Source organism: Streptomyces sp. NBC_00670 (assembly GCF_036226765.1).
Lineage (GTDB): Bacteria > Actinomycetota > Actinomycetes > Streptomycetales > Streptomycetaceae > Streptomyces.
On sequence record NZ_CP109017.1, the window covers coordinates 7563892 to 7583196 of the forward strand.

The window sequence follows — 19305 nt, forward strand, 5'->3', positions numbered from 1 at the left end:
CAAGCTACAGCACGCCACTGACAGCCGTCGGCGCCGCTCGTCATGGTCCTGCAGCAGCTCACGTTCGAGGAACTCGTGTAACCAACGCCATGAGAGCCCACAGCTCCAGCACGTAGATACTGGCCGACATGACAGAACGCCCCGTTTCGCAGCAGGACGTCACCTACCGGGCGCCCGTCGGCTCCGTCGACCTGAAGGCGTTCGACGACAACGGCAACTCGTACGAGATCCATGCGTGCCACGACTGCCTGCCATGGCACGCCGAGGTCGTGATTGTGGACGGGGAAGTCCTCGTCAGGGAGTGGCATGCCGTCGGATGTCCTCAGTTTCAGGACCTCATCCGAGGCTGAGACGGGAATCCATCACTCAGGCCCGTGACACATCCCTGATAAGTGATGATGTTGCGGTGAGTTTGGACCTCAGTAACTACGAACTCCTCTGGCCCGCAGAGCTACTCGCGTCTGAAGGCGAGCGCATCCTGTGCGCATCGGATCGCACCTCGGACTCTTCATGGGTAGACAGAGCTACCTGGATCATCACCGAGGCCCTGGCCGGCACCACCGCGGTCGCGGACTTCGAGGAGCTGCCAGACCGTGATGTGCCCACGGACGCCCCCTGGTCGTCCACCACTCCAGGCTGGGACAGCCAGCCCGGGATGGGCAAACGGGAGTGGTTCACCGAACTGGTCCACCGGGCGGGGGAGCTCCGGCAGGCGGCGGCTCCCCGGCCATACTGGCCGCAGCGCCGCGGCCGTGGGCTGTCGCATGACGGCAGCACTCCACGGGACACACGGCGTGACTTCGCACGGCTCGTCGGTGAGTTTGAAAACAAGGGCTATCTGGTTGAGGTGTTCGGCGAGGAATGCGTCGACGATAACAGTGAGCTGCCCGACGCTTCTGAGGTGATCGACAGGCGCCTGGGCATCCCTGATCTGTGGCCTCTGACACCGGAGACGTGGGACGAAGACACCTTCTACGGGCTGATCGAGGTGTTCCACGATCTGGTGAGCCGCCCTCGCATACGGCGCTACCACTCCTACAGCGGCTGCGGATGGCACCACTCGGAGTTCCACAACGGGCCCGCCCGCGTCCTGTACCGGGGCAGGGTCAACGAGTTGCTGCGCGAGGCCAGCATCGAGTACGAGCTGGCTGCCGAAGGCGAGGACCTCGGGCGCCTGGTCGCCGTCACCGACGACGCCCGCAGCTCGCTGGTGCACCGGGCGTTCAACGAGAGCGCCCCAGACATCACGGCCCGGGTCCGCCACGCGATCGCCCTGTTCCGCGGCCGGGACACGACGGTGGAGAGCAAGCGGTCGGCGATCGTCACCCTGGCGGGCATCCTCGAGGAACGCCGCGCCCTGCTCAAGGACAAGCTCGGCAAGGACGAAGGTGCGCTGTTCGAGATCGCCAACCGCTACGACCTGCGCCACCGCAAGGCAGACCAGCGCGGCGACTACGACGAAGCGTTCCTGGACTGGATCTTCTGGTGGTACCTCGGAACGGTGGAACTCACCAACCGGCTCATTGCGTCCCGGACCGCTGGCTGACCCTCGCACACCATCACCCGAACCCGTGGTCGAAGCCCTTCAGGACCGGGTCAAGCCCGGCGGCGGCGCCGCACAGCGAGCACAGTCGAACCCCGGCACCTCGGCGGCGTCAACTGTCCGGTCCAGCGGCAGAACCGGCGCGCCTGCCAGCCCCCCTTCGCAGTCGACGGCGTGCACGACACCGCCCCGGCTGCATCGTCATCGACATCCGCGCCGCACGACACCAATGCAGGTACGGATACGGTCGCTCTGGTCATCGACAAGGACCAGCACCGGCCACTGGCCGAGTACTGCCGCATCATGCTCCGCCGGCTGCAGGGGCAGTAGAGCGCCCGCGCCCAGGCCCGCTGACCCCCGGCGAGCGGCCCCATCGACGAGGGCAGCTCACCGGAGGCCCTACACCAGCCGTATGAGACGCAGCCGAGAAGAGACCGGACCGCAGGATCTGCCGGGCGACCTGTGGCACGCACTGCACGCCTCCGGCACCATCGGTGCCCGGAGCACACCGGGCGGCGGCCGCTGTTTCCACTGCGACGGGACCGGACGTGCTCGCCCGCTGTGGGAGCCGGCGGGCAGCCACGCCTGAGCAGGACCTCCCGGCCCGGCTACGCCACGGCGGCGGCGATGGGTACAAGTACAAGTACGGATGGCGTCGGAACGGATCCGGTGGCCAGCCGTGGTGGACCGGGCCCGGGAGATCGTGGAGAGCTACGAGGGCGGCGTCACGCTGCGCCAGGTGATGTACCGCCTGGTCTCCGAGGGCGCGCTTGCCGCACGCCGCGCCGATGTACCGGCGGCTGTCCGCGCAGCTCGCCCGATCCCGCCGCGAGGGCCGCTTCCCCGACCTGATCGGCACCGTCCGGGAGATCCACGCCACGCCCGCCTGCCGGGTGAGCTCAGCTCCGCCAGCACCCGGGGCGACCTCCGCGGCGCAAGGCCTCGGGCGCTCGGGACGGACGGCCCTGCGGACGATCGGTCCGCGAGGGAGACCGGCATCCTGTCCGCCTTCGGCCGCGCTGTCTGGGCGGCTGGAGCAGCTGCAGGGCCCCTGTGCGGGCCCGATGGAGGAGGGCACGTTTCGGGGGCGGGAAGGGTCCTCTGGGCCCCCGCAAGGGTCCTTCGCGGGTTTCTGGCGAAGCGGGCGGCAGTTTCTGCCTCGGAGGATGGTTCCCGCGCTGGGGACCCACGGGTTCAGCGCTGCGCCTTCTGGACTCCACCTACTAGTGTCATTAGACATTGATCTCGTCACTGTCATCGTCACATGTCATCGTCACTCGTAATCCTCCAGACACCCGCTACAGCGTCCGAACTACGGAAGCTGGATTGTTTGTCCTGCGGGGCGCCCGTCCGGCATGGTCTGTGGTGTGAAGCAGCAGACATCCCAGAAGCCGGTCGCCTCCCCCGCCGAGACGCGGGAAGCCCTCCTCGAGAGGGCCGCGCGTGACTTCGCGCCCATCCGGCGGGCGTTCGTGCAGAAGAAGCGCGACGAGGCGGACCGGTCCAGCCGACTGGCCGAGTTCGTCACCAATGGAGACGTGCGCGGCCTGCGCGCATATCTGTTCATCGTCGCGGTCACCAGCGCCGAGACCGCTGAGTCGGGGTGGAGCACCACCCTCCCCGGCGGGGTGTGGGCCAGGGCCTTCGGCACCACGGAGAACGCGACGCCGGCCTCCGCCCGCACGGCGGTGACCAAGGTCCTCAAGCGCCTCGAGGAACGCCGCTTGATCACCTATGAGCGGCCCAAGGGAACCTGGGACATCCAGGTCACGCTGCTGCGCGAGGACGGAAGCCTCGACCCGTACACCCGGCCCGGCAACCAGAACCGCGACGCCTACCTGAAGATCCCGTTCGAGCTTTGGCGTACTGGCCTGATCGACAAGCTCAGCCTCCCGGCCCTGGCCATGCTGCTGACGGCCAGCTGCGAGCCGGCCTTCTTCGAACTTCCGACTGAGCGGATGAAGGAGTGGTACGGGTGGTCGCCTGATACCGCCGAGCGCGGCTTCCGGGAGCTGGCGAAGGAGGGCGTGCTCCAGGTCCACAAGGCCTACATCACCGCCCCTCTCAGCCCGACCGGGACGGCCGAGGTCAATCGCTACGTGCTGCTCGACCCGTTCATCGCACGCCCCGCGCGGAAGAAGGCGGCCTCCACGGAGAACGCCATCGAGGCCTCGGGTGGTGCCGAAGCCATTGGACTTTGAGGAGAGGAGAAACACGAAAGTGGGAACTACCCACTTTCCCGAATGAGGGTACCTTGGTGCTAAGCGCCGGAAGGCGTGCCTCCCGCTCGTAGGAGGCATGAGCCGTGGAGAGCCTTCCGGCGGAACCGAGGGAGCATGCACATGACCGCCATTCACGAGCGCGAGGAGTTCGAGACCGTCGCCGAGACTGAGGTCGACAGCCGCGGACGAGTTTCCCTCGGCCGTGCCGGAGCCCGTCCGGGCCGCCGGTACCGGGTCGAGAGCAACCCGGACGGCGTGCTGTTGCTGACCCCGGTCGTCTCCATCCCGGAGCGGGAGATGCAGGTGTGGAACGACCCGCACCTCGCCGAGCGCATCCGCACCGGGATCGAGCAGGCCAAGGCCGGCAAGACCATCGACCGCGGCGACTTCTCGCACTACCTCGACGAGGACTACGAGGACTAGAACCAGGTGCACAGCCTCCGCTTCACCGAAGACGCCGACGAGACCCTCAACCGCCTGACCGTCGGCTCGAAGGCCGACCCGGCCAAGCTCAAGAAGGTCAACAACGCACTCGCCCGTTTGCAGGCCAACCCGCGCCACCCCGGCCTGCACTCCCACCAGTACGACAACTTCCCCGGGTACGCCTCGGAGAAGGTCTGGGACTCCTACGTGGAGAACCACAACCCCAGCGCCTGGCGCATCTACTGGATGTACGGGCCGGACGAGAAGAACGCGGCGGGCGAGACCATCTCGGTAATCACCGTCCTCGTCATCGGCCCCCACCCGTAGGGGCACCAGTGGGACGAGCGACGCTCCATCCCTCAGCGGCCCTGACGCCCGGCATACCTTCGCGCCCCGGCCACCAGGAGCGGCTCACATTGGTCCTTCGTGCGTGGAACTCAGGTCTCACACGCGAGACTCATGGGGAGCTACGGCCAGGTCTATGCCTCGATGATCCAGTCCGTCGGGATCAGGGCTTTGCCTTGGCGCCAGTTTTCGATGACGGCGTCGCGGAACCAATCGTCTCGTAGGTTCACGTGATCGCACACGATGATCTGCAGTCCCTGGCCGTTGCGGTTGACGACGTCTCGCATAAGGGTGAAGTAGCTGCGTACTGCTTCCCAGTCGGCGTCGGTGAGGGCGCCTACGTCATGGACTTCTTCGGGGAAGAAGGCCTGGGTGGGCTGGTCGAACATGATGAAGTGCGGGACGGGTCGCTGGTGTTTGAGCAGGTAGGTGTGCAGGGCCAGGTGCGCTACGAGGTGGTACCCGATCCAGTTCTTCGCGCTGCCGATGCGGGTGAGGGGGATGCGACTAGTTTCCGTGCGCAGGACGACGTTGAGGAGGGAGAGGCTGATGCGTACTTCTTCAGCCTCGTCTGCATGCTCGAGATCCAGCTCGCGGGCCCAGTCCGTCATGTCCAGTGCGATACGGCTGAGGCGGCTTTCCGTTTCCGCCCTCACATCGTCGGCATCGACGAGTTCCTGCAGTTCTGCGATCCGCTCCTGCATACGAGCCGCCTGACGGCGCAGCGATCCAGATTCGTCTGCCGACTGCGACGTAGTTCGTTGCAGTTCCTGGAGAATGCGTCCTTGCACGTGAGCCTGCCGCGCGTGCTGGTCATTGATCTCCTGGAGACGGCGGTTACTGGCCTGCAGGGCCTGGAGCGCTGAGGCATTGGCCTGGAGGCGCCGGCGAACGTCTGCGATCTGCTCGTTGAGTTCCTGACGGTGACGGGTCCGCGATGGCTGTAGTGCTTCTGCGTCGGTCAGCTCGTACTGGAGACGGCGCGTGAGGTCGTTGAGCTGCTCGATGTCGGGGTCGGGCTCCTCCAAGGCCTGATTACACAGAGGACAGACCTCGGGCGCCCCTGCATCTTCGGGACTGAGGAGTTGCAGAGACGTAAGGCGGCCGAGCTGGGTGTGGAGCTCACCGGTGAACGCCTGACTCTCCTGCTGCCACGAGTCGAGAAGGGCCCCGGCCTCGTTGAGGTCGTGAAGTTGTTCCCTCAGCGCCTGTCGCTCCGCAGCCAGGCGTTCCTGCATCCCGTCTTCGCCGAACACCGGAGGCGCCGATGGATCAACGACTGTGTCCGCCGCCTCGCGCAGCAGGACACTCAGTTCGGCTGCCGATGCGCGCTCTGGCACACCCTGGACCATGCCTGCCTCCTGGGCAAGGCGGGCCAGGCCGTGCAGGGCGGCGTTCGCGGATTCGTTGTCCCGCTGGCTCTCATCAACCTGTCGCTGGACGCGCCGCAGTGCCCGGGTGGCCTCCGCAAGCTGTCGTTGGCGTGCGGCCTGTTCCGGTCCGGCCGCACCGAGGAAGTACGGCAGCGTGTCCTTCATCATCTGCGCCATGCCGGGCTCGGACTGGCGATGGAACAGCAGCTGCTGGTTGGCGATCTCGGTCTGCTTTTGCAGGCACAGGTAAACGGCCTGGGCAATAGAGACATTGAACGCGTAGCGTTCGGCGCCCGCCGGAGGTTCGAAGCGGAAGTCGTCGATGCCCAGGCGAGCGCTGAGCTCTGCGCGTAGCGCGTCCGTGTCGGCATTCGCTCTCATACGGTCGCCTGCCGGCAGCTCGAGCGTGTGGTCGCCGATGATCAGCATGGCTTTGTTGGTGGAGGCTCCCGCTGGTCGGGGCCGGCCCAGGAGCAGGCGCGTCGAACCGATCTGTACGAGCAGCGCGTACCAGCCCACCGTCTGAGTGATCACGCCCTCTGGCAGCGAAATGTGCTGCCGTCCCAAGCAGTACTCGATGATGTCGAGGACTGCCGATTTTCCGGTCTCGGACTCTCCGGTGAGGATGTTCAAGGCTCCGGGTTTGAAGGTAATGGTGCGCGGTGCTTGCCTGCCATCACGGTGATACAGGGCAAGAGCGAGCAGATGCATGCTGAGGTGGCTTCCTTGGAGAGCTAGGGGCGGACCCCGAGCAGGGCGAATGCGGTAGCAGGCGATGTCGCTGCAAGCCAGCGGCCAACGAGGGCCGCAGCGCGTGTGCAGTCGACGAGCTCCGCTCCATGACTGTTCGCGTTGGGACGCCTGGGCTGTCTGGTCACTGCGAGGCCGCTGGAATGCACCGTCAACACGTTGTGCCGGACGCCGAACCGCTGGGACGCGCGGGTGTAATCCGTTAGCGAGGCGGCGCGGTGCGGGTATGACGCGCGCTGGATCGGATTATCAGCCAGCCAGCTGGCCAGCGGCGTGCGGACATCTCTCGGGAGCGCGGCGCGGGAGTCCGGCGGCAGCACCAGGGGAAGGACCAGGAAACTGCTCGGCAAGGGGAGAGGCAGACTGGGGCCTGCTGCCATGTGGGCCGCTACACAGTGCGCCAGCACATACGCCCCGAAAGCGGGATTGAACAGCGCTGCAGCTTCAGGGAGTTGACGCGCGGGAGCCGACATGGCTATTCCTCCCTGTCAGCAGTATCAGACGACTGGGACAGCAGGTTCTCGAAGTCGGGATGCCAGCCCACCGGCTCGTCGTCCTGCGTAGCCAGATCGGCCAAAGCGTGAAGCGTGCCGCGGGCGACCCATCGCTTCTCCACCTGCGGACGCAGCCGCAGTGTTTCTACGGCAGCCATGGCCTTGTCCAGAATGTCCACACCGGCCTTGACCGCATCGTCCCCGTATTCGCCAGCGTCATAGGCGTCGGCGAGTTTGGAGAACACCTGCTCCCACTCACGCCGGAGATCTGACTCGAACTGGTCGAGTTCGCTCTGGGCGACGTAGTGACGGTGGAGCCAGCGAGATCGATGGGTCCATGCGTGGTGATACTCGCCGAGATGGAATCGGATGCTTCGGCGCCCCAGTTTCAGGAGCTGGAGCTGGGCAACGAAGACGCGGTCCTTGTACCGGGCCACCTCGTCCTCGGTGAGCCGTTCCAGCCGGTCGCTGATGGGCAACGAGGTCTGCGCGTACTTGCTCATCACATAGTCGATCTTCGTGCGCAGTTCCTCGGCGGAAACAGTGTCTCTCCGGATGGGGTTGGAGCGGTCGAGCATCTCTTTGGAGACCCCCCACCACCAGCCCTTTAGCTCCTCCAGGATCTCTTGGCTCTGGCCCTGATCCGTCTTCCATACGCCGATCACTTCACGGAGCTTAGAGTCCACCTCTGACACTCGAGGCGCCAGATCGTCCACGACGATCTGGCCCACCAGAGCCTCCCGGACCACCGGAGTGCACCGGAGGAAGCGCTCCCGCCAAGGGCGTGTCGTCTTCGGACCCTCGGCATCACCAGCTAGCTCCTCAAGAGCTGCTAGAGCTGCGGCTACATCGCGCGTCTGCGGCTCGGCGCGCAGCTTCTCCAGGAGGCTCCCGGCAGAAACCTGCTGCGTGGTGACCAAGCGGAGCAGCGGCAGCGGCGCGTCCCCGAGGATCTCTAAGGCATCGCACCAGGAATTGATAGAACGCCACAGATCAGCACTGGTGGAGCCGATCTCGCCCTGACCGCCATGATGCTTGGACTGCACAAGCTCGACAGGAACTGACCCGTGCAGCAGGTCAATGTCGTCCAGCATCTCCATGCGTAGGGTGGCCTCGGCGTCCTTGAACCACCGCTGCGCCAGCTCCACCAACGCCCACTCGCACTGGTAGAGGTAGCCCAGCATCTGGCCAGCCGCTGAGTGGGGCATCTTCTCTGTCACGATGCGCGTCACTCTAGAGACAGCCTGCAACTGGATCAATACACACTCATAAGATCGCACATCGGTGCGAATCTCCGCTGGCTCCGATTCCTGTGCGCAACCTCTATGCCCACTCCACACCCAGCTCCCGTAGGGCGTCGAGCTGTTCCTGGGTGAGCTTGTCCCGCCTCGCCCGGGTGTTCGATACCCATACGCCCAGCTTTACGAGCACCGGCTCCGTCTCGCCGTCGACCGCGACCAGCTCACCATGGCCGCGCGGGACCGGCCGGTGCACGCCTTCCCGTTCCACCCACTGCGCGAGGGCCGCGAGGCCGCGCTGGAATGCCTGCTGCGCCTTGCTCTGGCCCTTTGTTGCACCCTTGGTTGCCGGGGCAGGAGACTGCGCCTCGGTGGGTTTGATGCCCAGCTTGGACAGCCGGTCCTGCTGTTCGGTGGACAGCTGCGCCCAGGTGCCCGGCTGTTTCTGCCGCTGGAGCCACCGTCCGATGTCATCGCCGTCCATGAGCACGCCGGGGGCGATGTCGGGCAGGTGGCCGTCGGCGTCGACGAGGTCGGCGAGGACGCGGTAGTGGCGTTGCCAGTCCAGGGGCCACGGGCAGTCCCAGTCCGGGTCGATCGCGGTGAGCTGCTCCGCACGCTGCTCCGCCCGCTTCGGGTCCTTGCCCAGGCCGTTCTTCGCGCCCTTCCGCCGGAGGTTGGCCATGTGCTGCCCGACCGGCACCATCGCCTCGCCCTCGCCCCACACGGCGTCCTGACGCGGGGCAAGGTGTCCCGTGGCCCGCCGGTAGGAGCGCAGTGCGGCGAGCTTGGTCTCCCATGCTTCCTCGCCTGGCTCCCAGACCATCCCGGCCTCGGGGGCGTCCAGCAGTTCCTTGCGGTGGGGATCGAGTTCGCCGGCGCGCAGTGCCTTGCGCTGCTGGTGCACCCACCGCCCGAGGGGGGAGTCCTTGGTGACGCCGACCTCGACCTCGACGTCGTAGGGCACGGCGTAGAGGCCGGTGATCTTGTTCTCCGCCCGCCAGCGGATCAGGGCTTGGTAGCCCTCCAGCCACACCAGGGACTCCGGCCGGTAGACCCGGGTGCGCAGAAACGCCGCGATCGTGGCCGCGTCGCGCGGGCTGGAGAAGTGGAGCAGCGCTGCTTCGGCGGCGGCCTGCGTGTCGTCCTCCTGGTCCTCGCCGTCGCCCTCTCCGTCGGCCCCGACGATCTGCCCGTCCTCGTCACGCCGGAGGTGCACCTTGCGCTTGCCGCTGGTGAGCGCGCGGGAGGCGAGCTGCTCGACCAGGCGCTCATCGTGGCTGCGCAGGCCCTTTATCTACAGGTGGTGCAGCTGTAGGGAGTGTTTGTTGGCCTTCTGACCTGCTGATATCTCGGTGTCCGAGTGCTGTGTGCAGCTCCGTGGCATGTGCCTCGATCCTTGTACGAGACGGGCCGGCCGGAGAGGTGCGCGCGGAACTCTTGATCCACTTGCCAGGAGCAAGGTTTCTGAGTAGGTTGCCCGAGATTATCTCTTGACACGCGCAAGGTTTGGGGGTGGTATCGACATGGCAAATCGGATGGAAGTGCTCCTCGCGGCGCTGGACCGTCAGGGATTCGAGAGCAGGCAGAGCCTGCAGGGATCTTGGTTCTTCTCCCGGAACGGCACCATGATCACGATCGGTCACGAGCCGGACGGCACGGGTGAGTGGATCGATCTGATCTCGGCGCTGCGAGGCGCAGGCTTGGTCTTCCCGGACGAGGGCTAGCCAGGTGTAGAAGGGGGCCAGAAGGCCTGGCCCCCTGTACCTGTCCATCCGCGCACACCGCAGAACGAAACAGATGGAAGGAAAGGAGAGAAGCATGGAACAGGAATGGCGGGCATCTGTAACCGTGGGTGCTGTCCGCGCCCTCCGGGATGAGCAATACGAAGAGTTGCATCGGCACTTTGCTGGCGTCATCAGGCACGAGGCTGCCGGGCAGCGTCTTCACCTTCTGTGGCGCCTGGACGCGCCCAGCTTGGTAGAGGCTGCGCACAAGGCTCTTAATACGGCGGTTGAGGGGCTGGGGGCTGCGATGAGTCACGAGCCTCAGCTGATCGACCTGCGCGTGGTTACTGCTGAGCAGGCGAACGCGGAGCGGGACTACCCCAGGGAGCAGGAGCTCATGGGGTACAGGGAAGCGGCTGAGGAACTGGATGTTTCCCGCCAGCGGGTTGCCCAGTTGGACGGTAATCATCCTGACTTCCCGCGACCGATTGGCCGCACTGGTGCCGGTCCGGTCTTCACCGCTGAGTCCATCCGGTCTTTTGCCGCTAGGTGGGACCGGAGTCCAGGGCGGAGGAAGACCGCCTAGGCAATTGGGCTTGAGTGAGCAGGACCCACTGGCTGCTGGCCTTCACCAGCCAGCGGGTCCTGCTTGCGGCAGTGTCTGTCCCTGCTCATCCGTCGTGGAGCTGACGCTGGTCACCATCTGGCCCGGATCGTTGCTACGGCTAGGTCGGACGTGTGGGCGGTGTGCACGGCTTCCAGCCAGTAGCTCTCTGGTGGGCGACTTACGGGATGGTGATCCGCCAAGGCGCACACCAGAAACCCGCTCTCCTGGAGTTCTAGCGGCCAGCCTTCGAGCACGGCGTGCTTGCTGTTCACGGAGTAGTGATCGTGCACGACGAGGCCGACGACGAAGTCTTGGCCTGTGATTGGGTCGTGCTCCACGATGGTGGCCAGTGGGTCTGCTGGTTGCTGATCAAGCCAGCTGATCTTGATCGCCGTGATGTCCAAGTGGCGGAAGTAGACGTTGTGCGTCGCTCCGAATCGGTCGTGGAGGTGACGCAGGGCTGTGGCATCCAGCGGAGTGCCAGGTAGCTGGAAGGAAAGTTGGCACTGCGAGACCAGGAGGGGTGCCGGCGTTCTGTCGCCTTGGCCGCTCGAGGGGGCGCACTCGTCCGGTCGCTGGCCGGTGGGTGACGGCTCAGCCGCAGCGATGATTGCCGTCAGTGTGTAGAGACCACCCAGGGTGGTGTCGCAGTACACGAGCTGCTCGCTGTGGTGCGGGGCAGCCGGCTCCGCCATACGCTGCTGTGCGTTGTCCAATGCCTGTATGAGTTCACCGGCGCCGATTCCGAACCATGAGGTGTCGTTCTGCTGGAGGGTCCAGGTGGGACGTGCGCTGGCCAGCCCGAGCTCATCAAGGCCGTGGATCAGGCGTATCAAGTCGTCAGCAGTATGGGCTTGGATGGGGATGTCCATACACACGCCGCGGCCGCGACCGAAGGACCAGTCCACGTTTGTGACGGCGGTAGCGAACACCACGGGAGCGAAGCCGCCCGGAACAGTCAGGTAAGGGTGTTGCTCCCCACGTGCGTCGCGGAGATGCAGGTCTCTTGCTGGCAGCGCGCGATCTGGCCTACGGGTTGCGGCGTGTGCCCGAAGAGACTCACCGAGATGCACTTGGCCATGAGTGATCAATGCCTCCTGCTTGGCTCTGAGCAGTCCGGGCAGTGTCGTCGGCTCCCGAAGCGCGCCCAGCAGATCTTCTTGGTCGACCAGAAGGATCGGTGACTGACGTTCTCGGCTGACCTCCTCTACGAGGGTTCCGGTGAAGCCGGAGACGCTGACGAGCACACCTACTACGTCGGGACTGGTCCGGCGCAAGCGGTCGCGTAGGCCACCGAGCACATCCATGTCCGCCTTCGCTCCTTGCCACTTGGCCTCCAGGAGATACCGGCTGTCTCCATAGCGGGCGGACAAGTCTGTCTGGCGTGGATGTGCCATCCTCGGGTTGAGTTCTACCTCGAAGTGAGCGAGCTGGAAGGCTCGCTGCAGTAGGTGCTCGAAGTCCTTCCCCCGGCGTTGCGGATCGCCTGCGGCACTGAGCCGCGTGTACGCGTCAGCTAGGTCGCTGACGCCTGTGAGCAGTAGGGCGTCATTGTTCAGCTTGGGTTCAAAGTTCTCGGCCACGTCGGTGATTCTGCTTCGACTTCTGGCGAGGACTGGGGCAGTTGCATGAATCGAGTGTCAGGCGCGGCGTCCGCCTTTTGTTGCCCTCAATTGGGGAGCTGACGCGTCGACGTCCTGCAAGGTCCCGCTGAGGCAGTGGCTCATCGAACAAATCCATGACTGTGGCCTCCGTGTCTGCAGGCTGAGGACAGCACACAGGTGGATGTTTTGAGGCAATATTCTGGTATGTCTGATTGTCGGTGGGTGGAGGTAAGGTCGCGGGGCGCGAACTCCTGAATGAGGGGGCTTTTGCGGTTTTCTAGAGGGGTGAGGCTGGGTGGGGCTGGCGGGTGGGGCTGCGGACAAGGCGGGTAATCGTTACGAGGACTGGTGGACCGCGCTGAGGGTGGCGGAGTTGCTGCGGGGGCGGGCGTCGCGGATCCGCCTGGAGCCGCCGGGGCCGGCGGGCGCCGGGATCGAGTTCGAACTCGAGGCTGCCGACGGCACGTGGTGCGAGCAGGTGAAGGACGTCCCCTCGAAGGGGCCGTGGACCCTGGATGCTGCGGGGAAGATCCTCAAGGCCGTCACGGGGCATCTCGCGGGGGGCAAGAAGGTGCGCCTCGTGCTGTCCACAGGGGCTCCTGAACTGCACGATCTTGCCCAGCGGGCCCGGGCCGCCGAAACACTCGCCGAGTTCGATGGCATCATCACCAAGGCCCAGCTTCCCCAATTCATACAGGTGCTCGGGAACTGGTCTGTGAACGGGGCGCCGGTCGACCGGGAGGTCGGCTGGCGGTATCTGCAGGCCGTGCACGTGGAGCATTACTCACCGGAGGCGCTGCGCCGCCTGGTGGTCTCCGAGTATGAGCTGCTGTTCGTCGGCGATCCGGAAGTGATTGTCCGGCAGGTGCGCGGCTATCTCGACGAGCACTTGCACCAGCGCCTCACCGGCTCCCAGATCCGCAGCCACCTTTTGACCGTGCCGGGAGTACGCCCACGCCTGCTGGCCGGTGACACCGGAACGCTCACGGCGCTGGCCGGGACCGTCGAGCGCTTTGTGCGGCGCGTGCGGCGGGACAAGCCTGTGTTCGGGATGGCAGCCCGCCCGCACGTGGAGCAGTTGTATCAGCGCCTAGTGTCCTGAGTCGTTAGTTCGCGTGCGGTTGTAGAGTGTGGCGATGCCTGGTCCGAAGCCGTTGCCGCTGGAGCTGTCCGATCACGAACGCAGGGTGCTGCGGGGCTGGTTGCGCAAGCAGACTGCGTCGCAGGCGCTGGTGATGCGGTCGAGGATCGTGCTGGCATGTGCGGAGGGTCGGCCGAACGCGGAGGTCGCGCAGGACCTGGGCATCTCGCGGGAGACGGTGCGCAAGTGGCGGTCCCGGTTCGCCGCGGACCGGCTGGAGGGCCTGGTGGACCGGCCGCGTTCGGGTGCACCGCGGAAGATCACGGACGAGCAGGTCGAAGCCCTGGTCGCCAGGACGCTCGGCCAGACGCCGCCGACGGGTGATTCGCACTGGTCGACGCGTTCCATGGCCCAGTCGGCAGGCATGTCGCAGTCGGCGGTCTCGCGGATCTGGCGGGCTTTCGGCCTCAAGCCCCACATCGTGGAGACGTGGAAGCTGTCGACCGATCCGCAGTTCGTGACCAAGGTCCGCGACGTGGTCGGCATCTACCTCTCGCCGCCGGAGAACGCCCTGGTCCTGGCGGTGGACGAGAAGTCGCAGATACAGGCCCTGGACCGGACCCAGCCGGTGCTGCCGATGGCGCCGACCGTGCCGGCGAAGATGACCCATGACTACGTCCGGCACGGCACGACCAGCCTGTTCGCCGCCCTGGACATCGCCTCCGGCTCGGTCATCGCCCAGCACTACCGCCGCCACCGCCACCAGGAATTCCTCCGCTTCCTGAAGGTCATCGACGCCGCCGTCCCCAAGGACCTCGAGCTTCACCTGGTCCTGGACAACTACGCCACCCACAAGACCGAACCGGTCAAGAAGTGGCTGCTGCGGCACCCCCGCTTCCACCTGCACTTCACCCCCACTTCGGCGTCCTGGCTCAACCTCGTCGAGCGCTGGTTCGCCGAGCTGACCTCCCGCAAACTCCGCCGCTCGGCCCACCGCAGCGTCATCGAACTCGAACGGGACATCCGCGGCTGGATCAACGAGTGGAACAAGAACCCCAGACCGTTCGTCTGGACGAAGACCGCCGACAACATCCTCGACACCCTCGCCGCATACTGCACACGAATTAACGACTCAGGACACTAGTGGCCGAGGACGGCCCGCAGATCGTGGTCTGCGAGGGCGGCGCTGGCCTGGGTAAGTCAGCGGTCGTCACCGACGTCCTGGTCCGGCTGGCCGAGCAGGGATGGCCGACGGCCGCGGTCCGGATGGACGGCGCCGACGCGAGCGTGCAGACGGCCAAGGATCTGGGGACCAGGATGACCCTGCCGGACTCGCCGGCGGTGCTGCTGGCCGGGGTCGCGGACGAAGCGCCAGCGCTGTTGGTGATTGACCAGCTGGACGCGGTCAGCACCTACAACGGCAGGATGTCGGACGCCTACGAGGCCGTGGAAGACGTACTTGCGCAGCTGGTCATCGCTCCGAACGTCAAGGTGCTCCTTGTAGCGCGCACCGTTGATATCGATAACGACCGGAGGCTGTCCCGTCTGGTCGCAGACCCCGCTCGGGCAGTCCGGTTCCCCCTCAGCGTCCTGGACCTGGAACAGGTGCGGGCTGTCCTGTCCGCCAACGGGACGGATCCCGACAGCCTGGGGCTGGTGACGCTGGAGTTGCTGCGAACTCCGTTGCACCTGTCGATCTTCAGCCGGCTGTCGCTCTCCGCACGGGCCGCTTCGTATCGGACTTTGCAGGAGCTGTACGCGCGCTACACCGATGAACGGCGCGAGGAGATCGAGCGACAGGCCACCGCGCTGGACTGGCGGGGGATCACGGGCACGCTGTGCGCGTCCATGAGCGAACGGGAAACGCTCCAGGCACCCATGGCTCTCCTCGACGGTTTCGCCCGCCAGCACATCAAGGTGCTCGAATCGCACGGTGTGCTGGTGCGCGACGGGGAACAGATCGGGTTCTTCCACGATACGTACTTCGATTTCCTCTTCGCCCGGTCCTTCATCTCTGCCGGAGAGGACATCCACGATTTCCTGGCCAATTCAGGTCAGTATCTGTTCCGTCGCGCTCAGACCCGGCAGATCCTCGAACACCTTGCTGGCACAGACCCTGAACGCTTCCGCGCCACAGTGGCCCGGCTCCTAGGCTCCGACCGGATCCGCCTGCACCTGCATGATGTGATCATCACGGTCCTTGGGCAGCTCGATGCCGCGCTGCCTGACTGGAAGGCCGTCGAACCGGTCGCTTGGGGTCAGGCTCCTGTGGCGGGCAAGGTACGAGGTCTGCTCGCCCTGCCGCAGTGGTTCGACGCCGCCGACCACGATCAGAGGTGGGAACGCTGGCTAAGCACGCCGCAGAGGGCCGATGCTGCCTTCCCTGAACTGCTGGCCGTTGCGCGCCACCGACCCGAGCGTGTTGCGGAGCTTGTGCGACCTTACGTGGGCACCACGCCACAGTGGGGACAGCGGCTTCTGCGGCTGATTGAGTGGGCGCTCACACCCGGCCTTATCGACCTCGCCGTCGACCTGATCGAGAGCGGACATGCGGACGAGGCGCGTGGACCCATCGCGGTGAACAGTGACTTCTGGTCACTCCTCTACGGCTTGGCCGAGACCGCTCCCGCTCCCGCTGCGCGTCTTGTAGGTGCCTATCTGCGGCGTCACCTTGCCCGAGCACTCGCCGATGGCTCCGGTGACCCCTTCGAATCCGGGCACTTGTCAACGCATTCGCAGGTTGCCGACACGGTCCTCTCCCGCATCGCGGAGGCCGAACCGGAAGCCTACGTCAGCCAGGTCCTGCCCTTTGTCATCGACGTGGCTACGGCAGGCAGCACGGGGCGCACCGACGCCTACGCCCCCAGCGGCCGTTGGGCTCACCGCCTTGTGGGCGGCCACGGCGTCGACGCTGCAATGCTGACCGCCCTCGACACAGCACTGCGCTCCCTGGCTGCCAACTCCCCGGCCGCCGCAGCGGGCGCCTTGCAGCAACTGACTCCCTCACCGGTTCAAGAGCTGCGCTTCCTCACCTGCCGTGTCTACGCCGTCATGAACCAGGCAGACGAAGCGATCGCCTGGCTCCTGAGCGATGAACGCAATCTGCGCCTGGGCTGGCTGAGCAGCGCGCGCTGGGCCTCGCGTGAACTCATCGAGGCAACCACGCCCCACTGCAGTGACGAGACGTTGGAACGTCTGACCGCGAAGCTGCTCGACTTCTACCCGGCGTGGGAACACCGACGGCAGAAGGGGCAGCGCAGCGCCTGGGGCTGGAGCCAGTACGAGTTGCTGTCGGCGATCTGTCCCTCGCGCCGTAGTGCCGCCGGACGCCGCCGACTCGACGAATGGGAACGCAAGTTCCCTGGCCAGATCCCGTCGCCACCGACACCAATCCAGACTGGGTTCGTCGGCTCGCCGATCAGTGACCATGCGGCCCGGCACATGACCAATGAACAGTGGCACCGAGCCCTGAACAAGTACGCCCAGCCCCAACCCGAACGACCCTGGCCTCCTCAAGGGGGCGCTCATGAACTGGCCCAGACGCTGAGCAGCCGCGCGCAACAGGAACCCGAGCGCTTTACCAACTTCGCCTTCACGCTTGGCCCCGACGCACCGGCCGCCTACCTGTGCGCGATCGTGGAGGCGGTCACGCCTCATCTGGACGCCGACCGCTGGGAGCAGTTGGCTCTCCACACCCACCGGACCCTCGGCCCCGCCGCCGCGCCCACAATCTGCCGCGCCCTGCAGTCGGCTCCGCAGAACTTCACTGCTGCTTCGCTGCCAGCCCTCGACAGCTACACCACGGATCCCCACCCCGAGCAGGACATCCGCGACGCCGATGCCGAGGGAACCCGAACGGATCTGCTGACCGCCGGCATGAACGCCACCCGCGGCCAGGCAGCGCTCACCGTTGCCGCCCTGCTCTTCCACGGCAGTGAGCACCTGCACGCCTTGACGCCCCTAGTCACCCGCCTCGCCAACGACCCCGTGCTCGCTGTACGAGTCTGTGCCGCCCAGGCCGCGCTGGCCCTGATGCACCATGATCCTCAGATTGCGCTGGACACCACTGAACAACTCCTGAACCACCAGGACACCAACGTCTACAACGCCACCACCACCCAACGGCTGCTCATCAACACACTGGTCCGTGAACCCTCACGTTTCGCTGCCCACCTCGCCCGGGCCCTCCAAGGGCCGGGCGATACGGCCGACCTCACTGGCCAGTCCTGGGCTGTTGCCACCATCCAGGGATGCCTCACCCCAGACCTCCCGAACAGCACGCACGAACTCAACGCCCTAGCCCGCCGTGGGGCGGCAGCAGTCTTCGCCAACAACATCGACCACTACCCGCACCTTGTCCCGCTGTTCAACGACAACGACACTGACGTGCGAAAGAACGCCTCCCAGGGCATGCGGCAGGCATTCGACCTGCTTTCTGCGCAAGCCGACGAACTCGTCAGTGCTTTCCTCGATAGCGACGCGTTCCCCGACCACCTCGAACACCTGGCCTTCGCTCTCTACGACCACACCGGCCCCCTTCCCGCCGTGGCTATTGACGCCTGCGAGCGCATCGTCCAGCACGCGGGCAAAGACCTCGGCGACCTGAGAACCCACCGAGCAGCGGACGGCCACTACCTGGTCTCGGCGGTCCTCCGCCTCTACCGCCAAAGCCCGAGGTCCCAACGGATCCGATGCCTGGACATCATCGACAGACTCTCGCAAGCAGGCGCCTACGGGTTGAACGCGGCTTTGGAAAACGAGCGCTGACCCGACGAATCCCGATGGCGTCCCGCCGAGTGGTGTAGCCATCCGGACGGCGCCGGTCCGGATGGCCCGTTGGCGGCCGGCGCGGCAACGACCCGCGCCGTCGCGCGAGCCGGTAGGAAGGCATGGACCGCTCGGCGTCCGGGAGCCAGGCCCATCACCGCTGCGACCTGCGAAGCCGCGAAGGCTGACCGCCTACACCACTCGGCGGGACGTGACCCGAATCCCTGGCTCTGGCCTTGCCGAGAATTATCTGAGGGAGAGCCAGAGATGAGGGACGTTTGTTCTGGCTCTCACCTGCGGGGATGGTGCTGGGCGGAGTGCGGTACGCATCGCTGGGCCTGGTGGTTGTGTTTGTCACGTGGATGTCGACTTTGTGGCGGAGCGTGCTGTTTCTCCGGTAACCGGTGTGGTGCGGTGGGTGGTGGTCGACGCCGGTTCGTTCGATCTGCACACCGAGGCGGTGGCGTTCCTGGCTTCGTTGCGGGCGCGGGGGTGTTCGCCGAACACCGAGCGAGCATATGCGGGGCGGGTCGCTCTGTATTTGAGTTACTGCCGGATGCGGGGGCTGGACTGGCGGACTCCCGGCTTCCTGGATCTGGCCGGGCTGCAGCGGTGGCTGATCGAGACGCCTGTCCAGCACCGGGCCGACCAGGTGCGGCCCGGTGCTGTCCGTTACCGGTCGCGGGGGACGGCGAACGCGGTCATGACGGTGGTGGGGGAGTTCCTGCGGTTCGGCGCCGTGCACGGCTGGGTGCCGGCCGCTACGACGGCGTTGCTGTCCCAGCCGAAGTTGCTGCGCTTCACCCCGCCCGGCTTCGATACCGGCGAATCGGGCCAGCGGCGCCAGGTCGAGGCGGCCGTGTTCCGCTTCAAGGTCACCGAGCCGGGCTATGAGGACCTCAGCGATGAGCAGATCCGCCGGATGATCGCTGCGGCGCCGAGTGCCCGGGACCGTTTCCTGATCGCGCTGCTGGCGTGTACGGGGCTGCGGATCGGTGAGGCGCTCGGGCTGCACCGCGGCGATATGCATCTGCTGGCCTCCTCCCGCGTGGTGGGCTGCGGCGTGGAGGGTCCGCACGTGCATGTCCGCCGCCGTATGGACAACCCCAACGGTGTCCTGGCGAAGTCCCG

The 19305-nt window shown here is 66.1% G+C and carries 17 protein-coding genes and 1 pseudogene; 13 read left to right on the forward strand and 5 right to left on the reverse strand.

The genetic code is table 11. From position 1 onward, the window contains the following. The first annotated feature begins 128 nt into the window (after positions 1-128). From OIE12_RS33380 to OIE12_RS33410, 7 genes are all read left to right on the forward strand, one after another. Complete coding sequence (locus OIE12_RS33380) at positions 129-350, forward strand: hypothetical protein (protein ID WP_329130336.1); 222 nt, start codon at positions 129-131, stop codon at positions 348-350. Between the two features lie 56 nt (positions 351-406). Next, positions 407-1546, forward strand: a complete 1140-nt coding sequence (locus OIE12_RS33385) for a hypothetical protein (RefSeq protein ID WP_329130334.1) — start codon at positions 407-409, stop codon at positions 1544-1546. Positions 1547-1717: 171 nt separating this feature from the next. Next, positions 1718-1873 carry a hypothetical protein gene (locus OIE12_RS33390; protein ID WP_329130332.1) on the forward strand — a complete coding sequence of 52 codons (156 nt, stop codon included), beginning with the start codon at positions 1718-1720 and terminating at the stop codon, positions 1871-1873. Between the two features lie 82 nt (positions 1874-1955). Beyond that, positions 1956-2132: a hypothetical protein gene (locus OIE12_RS33395; RefSeq protein WP_329130330.1), complete on the forward strand. Its 177-nt coding sequence runs from the start codon at positions 1956-1958 to the stop codon at positions 2130-2132. Between the two features lie 778 nt (positions 2133-2910). After that, positions 2911-3744, forward strand: a complete 834-nt coding sequence (locus OIE12_RS33400) for a hypothetical protein (RefSeq protein ID WP_329130328.1) — start codon at positions 2911-2913, stop codon at positions 3742-3744. A 141-nt stretch (positions 3745-3885) separates the two neighbouring features. Then, positions 3886-4188, forward strand: coding sequence for a hypothetical protein (locus OIE12_RS33405; RefSeq protein ID WP_329130326.1), 303 nt, complete (start codon positions 3886-3888; stop codon positions 4186-4188). Between the two features lie 6 nt (positions 4189-4194). Then, positions 4195-4515, forward strand: a complete 321-nt coding sequence (locus OIE12_RS33410) for a hypothetical protein (RefSeq protein ID WP_189718390.1) — start codon at positions 4195-4197, stop codon at positions 4513-4515. 152 nt (positions 4516-4667) lie between these two features. Here the strand turns inward: OIE12_RS33410 and OIE12_RS33415 are convergent, their stop codons facing one another. The 4 genes and pseudogenes from OIE12_RS33415 to OIE12_RS33430 form a co-directional block, all read right to left on the reverse strand. Then, positions 4668-6617 (reverse strand): DUF3732 domain-containing protein, encoded by a 1950-nt coding sequence (locus tag OIE12_RS33415; protein ID WP_329130322.1) that lies wholly within the window; start codon positions 6615-6617, stop codon positions 4668-4670. 23 nt (positions 6618-6640) lie between these two features. Then, positions 6641-7129 carry a three component ABC system middle component gene (locus OIE12_RS33420; RefSeq protein ID WP_121709953.1) on the reverse strand — a complete coding sequence of 163 codons (489 nt, stop codon included), beginning with the start codon at positions 7127-7129 and terminating at the stop codon, positions 6641-6643. Between the two features lie 2 nt (positions 7130-7131). Then, entirely contained in the window at positions 7132-8370 is a 1239-nt protein-coding gene (locus tag OIE12_RS33425) for an ABC-three component system protein (protein ID WP_329130318.1), read from the reverse strand. A gap of 103 nt (positions 8371-8473) precedes the next feature. Beyond that, positions 8474-9685, reverse strand: a pseudogene (locus OIE12_RS33430) (helicase associated domain-containing protein); the annotation flags it as partial. A 229-nt stretch (positions 9686-9914) separates the two neighbouring features. Between OIE12_RS33430 and OIE12_RS33435 the strand changes: the two are divergent. Beyond that, positions 9915-10115, forward strand: a complete 201-nt coding sequence (locus tag OIE12_RS33435) for a hypothetical protein (protein ID WP_067237575.1) — start codon at positions 9915-9917, stop codon at positions 10113-10115. A 94-nt stretch (positions 10116-10209) separates the two neighbouring features. Next, a complete protein-coding gene (locus tag OIE12_RS33440; protein ID WP_329130313.1) occupies positions 10210-10701 on the forward strand; it encodes a hypothetical protein in 492 nt (163 codons plus the stop codon). A gap of 110 nt (positions 10702-10811) precedes the next feature. Here OIE12_RS33440 and OIE12_RS33445 read toward each other — a convergent pair whose 3' ends face one another. Further along, positions 10812-12305, reverse strand: coding sequence for a restriction endonuclease (locus tag OIE12_RS33445; RefSeq protein WP_329130311.1), 1494 nt, complete (start codon positions 12303-12305; stop codon positions 10812-10814). A 316-nt stretch (positions 12306-12621) separates the two neighbouring features. Here OIE12_RS33445 and OIE12_RS33450 point away from each other — a divergent pair, with 316 nt between their 5' ends. The 4 genes from OIE12_RS33450 to OIE12_RS33465 form a co-directional block, all read left to right on the forward strand. Beyond that, entirely contained in the window at positions 12622-13428 is an 807-nt protein-coding gene (locus OIE12_RS33450) for a hypothetical protein (RefSeq protein WP_329130309.1), read from the forward strand. 34 nt (positions 13429-13462) lie between these two features. Beyond that, positions 13463-14551 carry an IS630 family transposase gene (locus OIE12_RS33455; protein WP_329130307.1) on the forward strand — a complete coding sequence of 363 codons (1089 nt, stop codon included), beginning with the start codon at positions 13463-13465 and terminating at the stop codon, positions 14549-14551. Continuing rightward, the gene (locus OIE12_RS33460) at positions 14551-18174 is read left to right on the forward strand and encodes a hypothetical protein (RefSeq protein ID WP_329130304.1); all 3624 of its coding nucleotides are present in this window, start codon (positions 14551-14553) and stop codon (positions 18172-18174) included. Before OIE12_RS33455 ends, OIE12_RS33460 begins: the two co-directional genes overlap by 1 nt. Positions 18175-18532: 358 nt before the next feature. Further along, a partial coding sequence (locus OIE12_RS33465) for a transposase (protein WP_329141684.1) occupies positions 18533-19305 on the forward strand: 773 nt, incomplete at its 3' end.

Excerpts from the sequence above, each read along its gene's own strand:
- OIE12_RS33415 (WP_329130322.1), bottom strand. The coding sequence starts at position 6,617 with ATGCATCTGCTCGCTCTTGCCCTGTATCACCGTGATGGCAGGCAAGCA.
- OIE12_RS33435 (WP_067237575.1), top strand. The coding sequence starts at position 9,915 with ATGGCAAATCGGATGGAAGTGCTCCTCGCGGCGCTGGACCGTCAGGGA.
- OIE12_RS33455 (WP_329130307.1), top strand. The coding sequence starts at position 13,463 with ATGCCTGGTCCGAAGCCGTTGCCGCTGGAGCTGTCCGATCACGAACGC.
- OIE12_RS33380 (WP_329130336.1), top strand. The coding sequence starts at position 129 with ATGACAGAACGCCCCGTTTCGCAGCAGGACGTCACCTACCGGGCGCCC.
- OIE12_RS33440 (WP_329130313.1), top strand. The coding sequence starts at position 10,210 with ATGGAACAGGAATGGCGGGCATCTGTAACCGTGGGTGCTGTCCGCGCC.
- OIE12_RS33420 (WP_121709953.1), bottom strand. The coding sequence starts at position 7,129 with ATGTCGGCTCCCGCGCGTCAACTCCCTGAAGCTGCAGCGCTGTTCAAT.
- OIE12_RS33395 (WP_329130330.1), top strand. The coding sequence starts at position 1,956 with ATGAGACGCAGCCGAGAAGAGACCGGACCGCAGGATCTGCCGGGCGAC.
- OIE12_RS33405 (WP_329130326.1), top strand. The coding sequence starts at position 3,886 with ATGACCGCCATTCACGAGCGCGAGGAGTTCGAGACCGTCGCCGAGACT.